12 protein-coding genes are annotated in these 12,348 nt (G+C 61.5%); 10 read left to right on the plus strand and 2 right to left on the minus strand.

Annotated features, from left to right (window positions below; translation table 11 throughout):
* Positions 1 to 46 precede the first annotated feature (46 nt).
* The 7 genes from RAE21_RS01815 to RAE21_RS01845 all read left to right on the plus strand — a co-directional run bounded on the left by RAE21_RS01815 (position 47) and on the right by RAE21_RS01845 (position 7,538).
* Positions 47 to 1,204 carry a BMP family ABC transporter substrate-binding protein gene (locus tag RAE21_RS01815; protein ID WP_313879883.1) on the plus strand — a complete coding sequence of 386 codons (1,158 nt, stop codon included), beginning with the start codon at positions 47 to 49 and terminating at the stop codon, positions 1,202 to 1,204.
* Positions 1,205 to 1,284: 80 nt separating this feature from the next.
* Entirely contained in the window at positions 1,285 to 2,274 is a 990-nt protein-coding gene (locus RAE21_RS01820) for an aromatic ring-hydroxylating dioxygenase subunit alpha (protein WP_428983953.1), read from the plus strand.
* Positions 2,274 to 3,323, plus strand: coding sequence for an adenosine deaminase (locus RAE21_RS01825; protein WP_313879884.1), 1,050 nt, complete (start codon positions 2,274 to 2,276; stop codon positions 3,321 to 3,323). Before RAE21_RS01820 ends, RAE21_RS01825 begins: the two co-directional genes overlap by 1 nt.
* Positions 3,324 to 3,611: 288 nt before the next feature.
* Complete coding sequence (queE, locus tag RAE21_RS01830) at positions 3,612 to 4,247, plus strand: 7-carboxy-7-deazaguanine synthase (protein ID WP_313879885.1); 636 nt, start codon at positions 3,612 to 3,614, stop codon at positions 4,245 to 4,247.
* The gene (locus tag RAE21_RS01835; RefSeq protein ID WP_313873842.1) at positions 4,244 to 4,651 is read left to right on the plus strand and encodes a 6-carboxytetrahydropterin synthase; all 408 of its coding nucleotides are present in this window, start codon (positions 4,244 to 4,246) and stop codon (positions 4,649 to 4,651) included. Before queE ends, RAE21_RS01835 begins: the two co-directional genes overlap by 4 nt.
* 10 nt (positions 4,652 to 4,661) lie before the next feature.
* The gene (gene guaD, locus RAE21_RS01840; RefSeq protein ID WP_313879886.1) at positions 4,662 to 6,011 is read left to right on the plus strand and encodes a guanine deaminase; all 1,350 of its coding nucleotides are present in this window, start codon (positions 4,662 to 4,664) and stop codon (positions 6,009 to 6,011) included.
* Between the two features lie 321 nt (positions 6,012 to 6,332).
* Positions 6,333 to 7,538 (plus strand): MFS transporter, encoded by a 1,206-nt coding sequence (locus RAE21_RS01845; RefSeq protein ID WP_313879887.1) that lies wholly within the window; start codon positions 6,333 to 6,335, stop codon positions 7,536 to 7,538.
* 28 nt (positions 7,539 to 7,566) lie between these two features.
* Here RAE21_RS01845 and RAE21_RS01850 read toward each other — a convergent pair whose 3' ends face one another.
* Positions 7,567 to 8,127 (minus strand): hypothetical protein, encoded by a 561-nt coding sequence (locus tag RAE21_RS01850; protein ID WP_313879888.1) that lies wholly within the window; start codon positions 8,125 to 8,127, stop codon positions 7,567 to 7,569.
* A gap of 101 nt (positions 8,128 to 8,228) precedes the next feature.
* Here RAE21_RS01850 and RAE21_RS01855 point away from each other — a divergent pair, with 101 nt between their 5' ends.
* The 3 genes from RAE21_RS01855 to RAE21_RS01865 all read left to right on the plus strand — a co-directional run bounded on the left by RAE21_RS01855 (position 8,229) and on the right by RAE21_RS01865 (position 11,464).
* On the plus strand, positions 8,229 to 8,759 hold the full coding sequence (locus RAE21_RS01855) for a deoxycytidylate deaminase (RefSeq protein WP_313879889.1): 531 nt from the start codon (positions 8,229 to 8,231) through the stop codon (positions 8,757 to 8,759).
* Positions 8,760 to 8,783: 24 nt separating this feature from the next.
* The gene (gene ypfJ, locus RAE21_RS01860) at positions 8,784 to 9,692 is read left to right on the plus strand and encodes a KPN_02809 family neutral zinc metallopeptidase (RefSeq protein WP_313879890.1); all 909 of its coding nucleotides are present in this window, start codon (positions 8,784 to 8,786) and stop codon (positions 9,690 to 9,692) included.
* A gap of 269 nt (positions 9,693 to 9,961) precedes the next feature.
* Positions 9,962 to 11,464: a DEAD/DEAH box helicase gene (locus tag RAE21_RS01865; RefSeq protein WP_313882630.1), complete on the plus strand. Its 1,503-nt coding sequence runs from the start codon at positions 9,962 to 9,964 to the stop codon at positions 11,462 to 11,464.
* A gap of 15 nt (positions 11,465 to 11,479) precedes the next feature.
* Here the strand turns inward: RAE21_RS01865 and RAE21_RS01870 are convergent, their stop codons facing one another.
* Complete coding sequence (locus RAE21_RS01870; protein ID WP_313879891.1) at positions 11,480 to 12,334, minus strand: symmetrical bis(5'-nucleosyl)-tetraphosphatase; 855 nt, start codon at positions 12,332 to 12,334, stop codon at positions 11,480 to 11,482.
* Between the last annotated feature and the right edge of the window lie 14 nt (positions 12,335 to 12,348).

The raw sequence follows: 12,348 nt of genomic DNA on the forward strand, positions 1-12,348 counted from the left end.
CGCGAAAGTTTTGGTTGGATCTCTCGTTTTTTTATAAGGAAGTGACATGACAGATTTGCAAAAACGCTCCTTGCTCAAGGTAGCGGCCCTTACAGCCGTTGCTGGCGCTGCCTTGGTTGGCTGCGGCAAGAAGGAAGAGCCGGCTCCCGCGCCGGCACCGGCTCCAGTTGCCTCCGCACCTGCGCCCAAGCCAGAACCTTTGAAAATTGCGTTCGCCTACGTCGGCCCTGTGGGCGACGGCGGCTGGACATTCGCACACGACAATGCCCGCAAGGCGCTCGAAGCCGAGTTCGGCGATAAGATCGTCACTTCCTTCGTGGAAAACGTGCCTGAGTCTGCGGACGCTGAGCGCGTGATCCGCGAAATGGCCAGCAGCGGCAACAAGCTGATTTTCGGCACGACCTTCGGCTACATGGAGCCCATGCTCAAAGTTGCGCCCGAATTCAAGGACGTGAAGTTCGAGCACGCTACCGGCTACAAGCAAGCCGACAACATGCGGACTTACGACAGCCGCACCTACGAAGGCGCGTACATGGCGGGTGTGATCGCCGGCAAAATGACCAAGACCAACACCTTGGGTGTGGTGGCTTCGATCCCAATTCCTGAAGTGATCCGCAACATCAACAGCTTTACCTTGGGCGCTCAAAGCAGCAACCCCAAGATCAAGACCAAAGTGGTGTGGGTGAACGGCTGGTTTGATCCACCCAAAGAAACCGAAGCTGCGACTTCCTTGATCAACGGCGGTGCCGACGTTCTGTTCCAGAACACCGACTCTGCCGCTGTCTTGAAGACCGCGGAAGCCAAGGGCAAGCGCGCTTTCGGTTGGGACTCTGACATGACCGCCTACGGCCCCAAGGCCCACTTGGCATCTGCAGTGATCAACTGGGGTCCTTACTACATCAAGGCCACCAAAGACGCCCTGGAAGGCACCTGGACTGGTAACACCGGTGTCTGGTGGGGTGTGAAAGAAGGCGCGATCGATATCGTTTCCGTCGCCGAAGACGTGCCCGCTGAAACCAAAACCAAGGTCGAAGAGATCAAAAAGGGCTTGGCCGACGGTAGCTTCTCTATCTGGAAAGGTCCTCTGAAGGACAACGCTGGCAAGGAAATCTTGAAAGACGGCGAAACCGCTGACGACAAGTTCCTGTCCGGCGTGAACTTCTACGTCAAGGGCGTGGAAGGCAAGGTTCCCGGCGCCAAATAATGGTGACCCGGTAAGTGAAAGGGCCGCCCTGTGCGGCCCTTTTTTGTTAATGGCTGCTACATAGTTGCATCTTGGACAGCATGGAATCTTTGACAGAAGCCCGTATGTGGCACCCGGTCGCGCAAAGCACCGCTTTGCAAGCAGCCCCCTTGGGCGTGCAGTTGCTCGGTCAATCGGTAGTGCTCTGGCGCGATGACGCAGGCACCGCCCACGCGTGGGCGGATCAATGCCCCCATCGCGGTGCCAAGCTGTCGTTGGGGCGGGTGTGTTCGGGGCACTTGGAGTGCCCATATCACGGCTGGCAATTTGCGGCGGATGGTGCCTGTATCAAGGTGCCGGCGCTTCCCGGCTTTGTGCCACCTGACGGCCATGCCGCTCGCGTGTTCGGCGTCGAAGAGCACTATGGGCTCCTGTGGGTGCAGCTGGAGGCGGACCCGACCCGTACGGTGCCGCCGTTTGCGGCGGAATCCGATGGCGGTTTGCGGAAAGTGCTGTGCGGCCCCTACGACGTGGCCACCAGCGCGCCGCGGATTGTGGAAAACTTTCTGGACATGGCGCACTTCGGTTTTGTGCACGAAGGTTGGCTCGGCATGCGCGAAGCGACCGCGATTGACGACTACACGGTAGAGCCCACCCCCACGGGTTTGCGTGCCACCCAATGCAAAGCCTGGCAGCCCCAAAGCAATGTGCACTCTACCGCCCCTGCACAGGTCGAGTACACCTACGAAGTCGTCGCACCGTATACCGCTGTGCTGACCAAGGTGCCTGACGCCGCCAGTGTGGCGCTGCAGGGCTTCCGCGAGTCCATCGCATTGTTCATTTGCCCGACAACACCGGAGACCAGCCGCGTCTGGTTCCGCTTGGCCATGGCCGACTTTGAGTCGCCGGATGCCAAGCTACAAGATTTCCAGCACACCATCTTCATGCAAGACAAACCGGTGCTGGAATCGCAAACCCCCCAATGCCTGCCCCTGGATGTGCGCGCCGAAGTGCACACCGCGGCAGACAAAGCCTCATCGGCATACCGCCGGTTTCTCAAACAAGAACGTATTACTTTTGGAGTCTGCTGATGACCAATTTTCCTGCCGTCAAGAGCGTATCTGCTGATCGCATGCCCGCCCTGTTGCGCGCCATGCCCAAGGCGGAATTGCACATGCACATCGAAGGCTCGCTGGAGCCCGAGCTCATGTTTGCGCTGGCCAAGCGCAACAGCGTGCCTTTGCGCTTTCCCAGCGAACAAGCGCTGCGCGACGCTTATGTGTTCAACAACCTGCAAGAGTTTTTGGACATCTACCACGAGGGCACCATGGTGCTGAAGACCGAGCAGGACTTCTACGACATGACCTGCGCGTATCTGGCCAAAGCGCAGGCTGACAACGTGTTGCACACCGAAATCTTCTTCGACACCCAAACCCACACTGGCCACGGCCTGAGCGCCGATGTGGTCATCAACGGCCTGTACCGCGCCTGCGCGGATGCGCCTGCCAAGTTCGGCATGACCGCCTCGCTCATTTTGTGCTTCCTGCGCCATTTGAGCGAAGAAGAAGCCTTTGAATGCCTGGAGCAGGCGCTGCCGTTGCGCGACAAGATTGTCGGTATCGGCTTGGCATCCAGCGAAGTGGGGCACCCGCCCGAGAAGTTTGCCAAGGTCTACGCCCGCGCTCGCGAGTTGGGCTTCCGGTTGGTGGCGCACGCAGGTGAAGAGGCGCCCCCTGCCTACATCTGGAGCGCGCTGGATGTGCTCAAGGTCGAGCGCATCGACCACGGCGTGCAAGCCATCCATGACGCGGCCCTGATGCAGCGTCTGGCCGCAGACAAGATGCCGCTCACCGTGTGCCCGCTGTCCAACCTGAAGCTGCGCGTGTTCCCCACACTGGCACAGCACAACATCGGCACCATGCTGGACGCCGGCATCATGGCTACTGTCAATTCCGACGACCCGGCGTACTTCGGCGGCTACCTGAACGAAAACTTCACCCAGACATTTGCCGCCCTGGGCCTGAGCGCCCAGCACGCGTATGCGCTGGCACGTAACAGCTTTGATGCCAGCTTTATCGATGCATCCCTGCGCCAGAAGTACGTGCAGCGCTTGGATGGGGTGTTTGAAACTTTCCGCTGAGCACCCGCCAAGCGCGCTCGCCTGCTCCCGGGCGGCGTTTGAGTGCCAAATAGGCCTCTAGCGCTCGCTATGTCTGCGCGGGTAGCTATCAAATAGATAGTATCTGCGGCGCTGTATACCGTTTGCAGTGCCGCACGGTAAAATCCACCCCAAGGCCCGCTGCTCCGGCGGGCCTTGTCTTTTGTGTTCCGGAGCCATGTAGAGGACTACCATGTACAAAAACCTCGCTGCCACACCTGTGGCCGCTTGTTGTTTCTCTCTTTCTTTCGCTGTGGTTGCGTAACGGCCATGGCATACCAAGTCAAAGAAATTTTCTACACCCTGCAGGGCGAAGGCTCGCACGCAGGGCGCCCGGCCGTGTTCTGCCGCTTTGCGGGTTGCAACTTGTGGTCCGGCCGGGAGCAAGACCGCGCGACTGCCGTCTGCAAATTTTGCGATACCGACTTTGTGGGCACCGACGGCACGCTGGGCGGCAAGTTCAGCACCGCAGAGGCGCTGGCCGAGCGCATTGCGGCGCAGTGGCCGGCCGGCGACTCGGCCCACCGCTTTGTGGTGATGACCGGCGGCGAGCCGTTGCTGCAGGTGGACACCGCACTGATCGACGCGCTGCATGCGCTGGGATTCCAGATCGCGGTAGAAACCAACGGCACGGTGCTCGCACCCGAAGGCATCGACTGGATTTGCGTGAGCCCCAAAGCCGGCTCGCAGTGGATCCAGCGCCAGGGCCACGAGCTCAAACTGGTGTGGCCGCAGGCCGGCATCACCCTGGAGGAGTGCGAGGCCGCCAGCTTCACCCACCGCTACCTGCAGCCCATGGACAACCCGCAGCGCGCGGCCAACACCGAGACCTGCATCACCCAGTGCATGCAACGCCCGGCCTGGCGCCTTTCGTTGCAAACCCACAAGATCACAGGCATCCGATGACCCAAGCACCCGCCATCCCGCTCCCCCGCAGCTGCGAGGTCAGCCAGAAGTTTTTCTTCGATGCCGCCCATACCTTGAAGCGCACGGTGGACGACGCCGAAGAGATCGCCGGTAGCCGCCGCATCCACGGCCACACCTACCACTCCGAAGTGACGGTGACCGGCAGCGCCGATGCCGACACCGGCATGGTGGTGGACCTGGGCCACTTGCGTAACGCGATTCAGGTGCTGCGCCCCCAGCTGGACCACCATTTGTTGGACGAAGTCGAAGGCCTCGGCCCAGCCACGCTGGAGAATTTGGCGGCATTCATCTGGCGTGCCATGGCGGCTGAGTTTCCGGGCTTGTCGCAAGTGCGCGTGTGGCGTGACGGCATCGGCGACAGCTGCACGCTGCGTGCCCACTAAACACAGCACCATGAACGCTTATCGCGCCTCTCTTCTCTGGTTCGCCCCCCGCAGCGAGGGCGTGGCCCGTGCCCTCTACGAGCAGGACGGCCTGCTGGTCGTCGGTCCTGATGCGCAGGGGCGGCAAGTGGTGCAGGCGATCGGTGCTTACGGCACGGTATCGAAGCAGTATCCGCAAGTGCCGGTGCAGCATTTTCCCGGCCGCATCATTGCGCCGGGGTTTATTGACCTGCACATCCACTACCCGCAGATTGATGTGATCGGGTCGCCCGCCAGCGGCTTGTTGCCTTGGCTGGAGAATTACACATTTCCTGAAGAAAATCGCTTCTCCGCGCCCGGCCATAGTGCGCAAGCAGCTACGTTTTTTGTAGCAGAGCTGCTGCGCAATGGCGTCACCACCGCGCTCACTTTCGCCACCTCGCACCCCGAATCGGTCAACGCCTTGTTCACCGAGGCGCAAGCCCGGCACATGCGCCTGATCACCGGGCTGGTGCTGATGGACCGCCATGCCCCGGACTACCTGGTGAACCAGGGGCAGGGCAGTGTGAGCGGTACCGAGCAAAGCCTGCGCGATACCGAGTCGCTGATCCAGCGCTGGCATGGCGTGGACCGCCTGGGCTACGCCATCACCCCGCGCTTTGCGCCCACCAGCACCGATGCCCAGCTGCGCGGCGCGGGCGAGTTGGCCAAGCAATACGGTGACGTGTGGATTCAAAGCCATGTGGCTGAGAACAAGGACGAAATCACCTGGGCGCGCGAGCTGTTCCCGGCGTCCCGCTCCTACCTCGCCACCTACGACGACTTCGGCCTGATGCGCGAACGCGCCATCTACGCCCACTGCATCCACTTCGATGACGACGACCGTGCCCTGATGCGCGACACCGGCGCGGCCGCGGCCATCAGCCCGACCAGTAATCTGTTTCTGGGCAGCGGCTTCTTCGATTACGAAGGTGCCGACCGCGTGGGCTACCAGTACGGCCTGGCCAGCGATGTGGGGGGCGGCACGTCGTTCAGCCCCTTCCACACCATGCTCGCGGCCTACTACGTGGGTCGCGAGGGCCGGACCAAGCCGGGCCTCTCGCTCTCACCCCAACACCTGTGGTGGCAGCACACCGCCGGCGCCGCAGGCGCATTGGGGCTGGACGGCGCGAATGGTGGGCCTGCGGTAGGCAACCTGCTGCCCGGTTGCGAGGCCGACTTTGTGGTCCTCAACCCCCAAGCCACGCCGCTCCTAGCTCGCAAGACAGCGTTGGCGTCCAACCTCGATGAGCTGCTGTTCAGCCTGATCGTGCTGGGCGACGACCGACTGGTTGAGAAAACGGTGATTTCTCAGGAGTTGAGCGATGGCTCGGTGCGCTAGCGGGGTTGTTTTGATCGCTGCAAGTTTGCTCGCCGGTTGCAGTACCGGGGGCTTTCTTGCGCGAGCCCAAGAGCTTTGCAACAAATACCCTACCCCGGATGCGCGGGCGGAATGCGAGCGCCGCGACAAACAAGTGCAAGCCGCAGTTCAACAGCAACAAGCCCAAGAGGCCTCGAAAAAGCAGCGCCCGGAAAGCGAGCGCCGCACTCCGGACGAAAACTTGTGCTTCGTCAGAAAAGCAACTGGAGAGCGCGTCTGCCCCAATTGACGCAGCACTCGCGGTTTCATGTCGAGGTGCACTGCACCACCCCCAAGGAATTCATGCATTCAAAAAAAGATGCCACCCCGTTGACACGGTTTCAGGTGGTTTTGGTCATCCTCGCTCTGGCGTGCGGGGGCTTCGGTATCGGCACTGGCGAGTTCGCCATCATGGGCCTGCTGCCGGATGTGGCTGCCACGTTTCAGGTCACTACGCCGCAGGCGGGTTATGTCATCAGCGCTTACGCGATGGGTGTGGTGGTGGGTGCGCCGCTGATTGCGATTGCCGGGGCCAAGGCGTCGCGCCGTTCGTTATTGCTGATCTTGATGTCGGTGTTTACCGTGGGCAACCTCGCCAGTGCGATGGCGCCTGATTTCTTGAGTTTTACGGTGCTGCGGTTTTTGACGGGTCTGCCGCACGGTGCCTATTTCGGCGTTTCTGCCTTGGTGGCGGCATCGCTGGTGCCGGTGCAGATGCGAGCCCAGGCGGTGGGCTACGTGATGATGGGTCTCACGGTCGCGACCCTTTTGGGTACGCCGGTCATGGCCTATTTCGGGCAGTCGCTCAACTGGCGGGTGCTGTTTCTGTCGGTGGGGGTGATCGGGGCTATCACGGTCACGCTCATCTGGCTTTACCTGCCACGCGACAAGCCTAGCGAAGGTGCCACGGTGATGCGCGAGCTGGTGGCGTTCACCCACCCGCAAGTGTTGCTGACGCTCACCCTGGCCGCGACTGGTTTTGGCGGTATGTTCTCGATCTTTTCTTACATTGCGGGCACTGCCACCGAAGTCGCGAACATGCCCGCGGGCATGGTGCCAGTCATCATGGCTCTGTTTGGTGTTGGCATGAATGTGGGTAATGTCGTGGGCTCCAAACTGGCGGACATCGCCTTGATGGGCACCATCGGCGGCATGTTGATCTTCAATATTGTGGTGATGACGCTGTTCAGCGTGACCGCAGCCTCTCCTTGGATGCTGTGCTTGTGTACCTTTTTGATTGGCTGCACTTTTGCTGCCGGCCCCGCTATCCAGACCCGGTTGATGGATGTCGCCGCAGACGGGCAGACCCTGGCCGCTGCCTCGATGCATTCCGCCTTCAACATTGCCAACGCCTTGGGCGCATGGTTGGGTGGCTTGGTGATCACCTTGGGCTACGGCTATGCCGCTACCGGTTATGTGGGCGCGGCGCTGTCGTTCCTTGGCCTATTGGTGTTTGGTGCATCGGTGGCGTTGGAGCGGCGCAGCACCCGTGCGCTTTGCCAAGCTTGATCCAAGGCTTGCCAGCACTGCCCTGAGCTCAGGGCTTCACAATCCCCGAGAAATTCATGCCCTGCAGCGGGCCGAGCGGGTTGTGGGTGACTTCCAGTTCATTGACCCACGGCTGGCCACCCCAGGCCCGGTACACGACCACGTCGTCCACCATCAGGATGGTGGCGCTGAATCGCCAGCCGGTGGTTTCGGTGCGGCGGCTGAAGTTGGCCACGTCCTTGAAAAAGCCCCCGGTGCGCGCCTTGGTGATCTTGGAGATGATCAACTCGATCCCCCGGCAATTGCTTCGGGCGGCCACGCAGGTCAGCACACCGGGGTCCAGGTCGTCCCGGGTCAGCATGGTGTTGGGGACAAAGAATTTGCGCACGATGTCTGCCTGTGTCAGGTGCGTTGCATTGGGGTGATTGGCGGGGTTGAGGTTGCCGGTCTCTATCAGGTGCCAGTTGCTTTGCATGGGTACCAGCACCTCGACGGCCAAGCGCGCTTCGTCAAAACTGGTGAAGGTGCTGGAGTCGGTTTGCTCACTCGGCAGCATGGTGGTGCACCCGCTGCACAGCGCCATGAGGGGGAGTAGGGTGATGAAGCGCATGACGCACAGTAGTTGTCCCGCCGGGGCCTGTCTGTTCAACAGCGCACCCTGTGCCATCGGTCAAGCGTCGAATGCTAGACTGGACCAAACCACTGCATGCTATGAAAAACGATTCTCTGATCCACTGGCATTCCATGTTCATGGGTGTGGCGCTTCTGGCCGCCGCCCGTTCCAAAGATTCCCGCAAGCGCAATGGCGCCTGCATCGTCGGGCCGGACAACAAGATTTCCGGCGTGGGCTACAACGGCTTGCCCCGTGGCTGCGATGACCACGACGAGCATTACTGGCAGGACGACGACACCGACCCGCTGAACTCGCGCCACAGCTACATCGTGCATGCCGAGCAGAATGCGATCCTGAATTGCACTTCCTTGCCGTTGCATGGCTCCACCATCTACGCGACCCAATACCCGTGCCCGCGCTGTGTGCAGTCCATCATCCAGGTCGGTATCAAACGCGTGGTGTACCTTGAAAAGAAAGCGCACCAGGAGCGGGTGAACGCAGCCTCCGAAAAAATGCTCGGCGATGCCGGAGTGGAAATCGAGTCTTTGCAAACCTTGCAGCCGGAGTCGGCCGATTGGTCGGCCCAACTGGCGCAGTTTATTGAAACCACCACCACCTCTTCCCGCTGAACAGGGCGGGCGAAAGATACAGCTATGAAATGGGAAGGCAACCGCGAGTCCGACAACGTGGAAGACCGCCGCAGTGGCGGTGGTGGCAGCTTCAGGGGCGGCGGTGGCGGAGGGCTTGGGCCTTTGGGCGCGCTGCTGAGCGGGCGCTTGGGGGTCGGCACCATCGTGATTGCCTTGCTGGGCGGATGGGTGCTGGGTATCAACCCCTTGACGATTTTGAGTGCCCTGAGCGGCGGTGGGGCGCCCACGGCGCAGGTGCAGCAGGCACCTGCCCAACGCCCACCGGCCGATGACAAGATGGCCAAATTTGTGTCGACCGTGCTGGCCGATACGGAAGATGTCTGGGGCGAGGTCTTCGCCAAAGGGGGCGGCACTTACCGCAACCCCAAACTGGTGCTGTTCCGCGGCGCTACGCCGACCGCCTGTGGTCAAGGCCAGAGCGCCATGGGGCCCTTTTATTGCCCGGCCGACCAAAAGGTTTATATCGACCTCGGTTTTTACGAGACCCTGCAAAAACAACTGGGCGCGCCAGGCGACTTTGCGCAGGCCTATGTGATCGCCCATGAGGTGGGTCACCACGTGCAAAACCTGTTGGGTATCAGCGCCAAGGTGCAGGAGGCACGGGGTCGCGTCAGCGAGGCGGAAGGCAACGCCCTGAGCGTGCGCTTGGAGCTGCAGGCCGACTGTTTTGCTGGCGTCTGGGCGCACCATGCCAACAACGCCCGCCAGCTGCTGGAGGACGGCGATGTGGCCGAAGCCATGAATGCCGCCGCCAAAATCGGTGACGACGCTTTGCAACGCGGCTCAGGGCGCGCAGTGGTGCCGGAGAGCTTTACCCACGGCAGCAGCGCACAGCGCCAGCGCTGGTTCGACAAGGGCCTGAAAACCGGCAGCGTCAAGGGCTGCGACACGTTTTCTAACCGGACTATCTAGCCCCCACGCTCCGCCGCTTTGCGGGTCGCTGCCCCCCAGGGGGGCGGATTCCCCTTGGGGCGGCCCGGCGGGGAATCTAGCCCCCACACACCACAGGTGTGCGTGGTAGGAATTGGGAACTAGAGGATAATCGGGGTTTGCCCTGACTTCCTTTGGGCGACCCGCTATCGGATGGATAGCACTCTTTATGGCTATGCCTTACCGATTTGATTACTGAATTGACTCCCACTCCCGTGACCTCCAACGAGCTCACCGCGGACACGCCCACCATGGCTTTTGCCCAGCTGCAGCTGGCCAACCCGCTTGCCCGCGCCGTAGCGGAAATGGGCTACACCACCATGACGCCGATTCAGGCGCAGGCCATCCCCGTCGTGCTGACCGGGAAAGACGTCATGGGCGCCGCCCAGACAGGCACCGGCAAAACTGCCGCATTCGCACTGCCTTTGCTGCAGCGCCTGATGAAGCACGAAAACGCTTCCACCTCTCCCGCCCGCCACCCCGTTCGCGCATTGGTGCTGTTGCCTACCCGCGAGCTGGCCGACCAGGTGGCTCAGCAGGTCAAGCTGTACGCCAAGTACACCAACCTGCGCAGTGCCGTGGTGTTTGGTGGCATGGACATGAAGCCCCAGACCCTGGAGCTCAAAGCCGGTGTGGAAGTGCTGGTAGCGACCCCCGGCCGCTTGCTGGACCACATCGAAGCCAAAAACGCAGTGTTGAACCAGGTGGAATACGTGGTGCTGGACGAAGCTGACCGCATGCTGGACATCGGCTTCCTGCCGGACCTGCAGCGCATCTTGAGCTACCTGCCCAAGACCCGTACTACTTTGCTGTTCTCGGCGACCTTCTCGCCCGAAATCAAACGCTTGGCCAACAGCTACCTGCAAAACCCGATCACGATTGAAGTGGCGCGTTCCAACGCGACGGCTTCCACCGTGGAGCAGCATTTCTACCGCGTCAACGACGATGACAAGCGCCACGCCCTTTTGCAGATCGTGCGCAGCAAACAAATCAAACAAGCTTTTGTTTTTGTGAACAGCAAGCTCGGTTGCGCCCGCCTGACCCGCGCCCTGGAGCGCGATGGACTGCGCGCTGCTGCCTTGCACGGCGACAAGACCCAGGACGAGCGCCTGAAAGCGCTGGAAGCCTTCAAAAAAGGCGAAGTGGACTTGCTGGTCTGTACCGATGTGGCCGCCCGCGGCTTGGACATCAAGGACGTGCCCGCTGTGTTCAACATGGACATTCCGTTCAACGCAGAAGACTATGTGCACCGCATCGGCCGTACCGGCCGCGCTGGCGCCTCCGGCCTGGCGGTGAGCTTTGTCGGTGGCGGTAACGATGCGCGCTTGGTGGCTGACATCGAGAAGCTGATCAAAACCAAGATCGAGCTCGAAGCCGTGGAGTTCGACGAAGACCGTCCGGACATCCGCAGCCAGGGCCGTATCAATGACGGCCGCCGCATGTACGCAGAAAACGGCGAGCAAGCTCGTGGCCCCCGTAGCGAAGGCCGAGGCGACGGTCGTGGTGACGCAGGCCGTGGCCGCAGCCATAGCAACGAGCGTGATGATGCCTACCGCACCCGCGCTCCCCGCGAATACGGTCGTCCGGCTCCTGCGCCCCGCGATCCGTTCTTTGACAAGCCCTACGAGCCCAGCGCACCTGCGGCTGAAGCGCCTTCCCCATCGTGGGAGTCGGCGGCCAAGCCGGCCAGCCGTGGCATCTCTGCCAACATCAAGCCCAAGCGCAAGGTCGCGGCACTGTTCAAGTCCGCCTAACGGTCTGGGTGGCTCTCAGTCCCCGGGTTCCTGGGACTGAGGGCATTTCACCTGAATCAGCTCGGTCGCAAGACCGCCTGCGGGTGCAGCAGCAACCCGCAACGCGCTCAAGCACCCGCCCCACACGCAACCACTGTCCAGGGCCCATACATCCGGCCGGTGGAGCCAGCCCAGTGTGGACCAGTGGCCAAACGCCATGACCTCACCGGTGGTCTGGCGGGCGGGGGCATCAAACCAAGGCACATAGCCTGCAGGTGTTGCCTCTAGGCCGCCGGAGTGTTTGAATTCCATGACACCTTCCGGCGTGCAATAACGAAGCCGGGTCAGCGCATTCACGATCACACGCAACCGGTCCGCACCGATGAGGGTGTCGCTCCAAGCGTCCGGGCCATTGCCATACATCTGCTGGAAGAAAAGGTGCGCATCCGACGCTTGAAGGGCGGCTTCCACCTCTTGGGCTAATGCTATTGTTTTGATAGCTGTCCACGCAGGTAATACGCCGGCGTGGACCATTAATATGCCTGAATCACCCACTTTTTCGTAAATGGCCAGTTTCTGGTGCCGTAGCCAGTACAAGAGCCCGGGCGCATCGTCGGCTTCCAGCAAGGGGGCGAGGGTATCGCGCTTGCCGGGTTTGCGGACCCCATAACTCACCGCGAGCAAATGCAGGTCGTGGTTGCCCAGCAAACAGCGGGCTGCGCTGCCGTAGCCCATTAAGCGGCGCAGTACCGCCGCAGATTCGGGGCCACGGTTCACCAGGTCGCCCAAAACATAGAGCGTGTCGCGGCTGGGAGAAAAGTCGATGGCTTGGGTGAGCCGTTCCAGAGCGGTGTCGCAGCCCTGAACATCCCCGATAAGGTACATTGCCATGGTCTCGATTCTCG

Origin of the sequence: Rhodoferax potami (assembly GCF_032193765.1) — a bacterium.
In the GTDB taxonomy this organism is placed as follows: Bacteria; Pseudomonadota; Gammaproteobacteria; order Burkholderiales; family Burkholderiaceae_C; genus Allorhodoferax; species Allorhodoferax potami.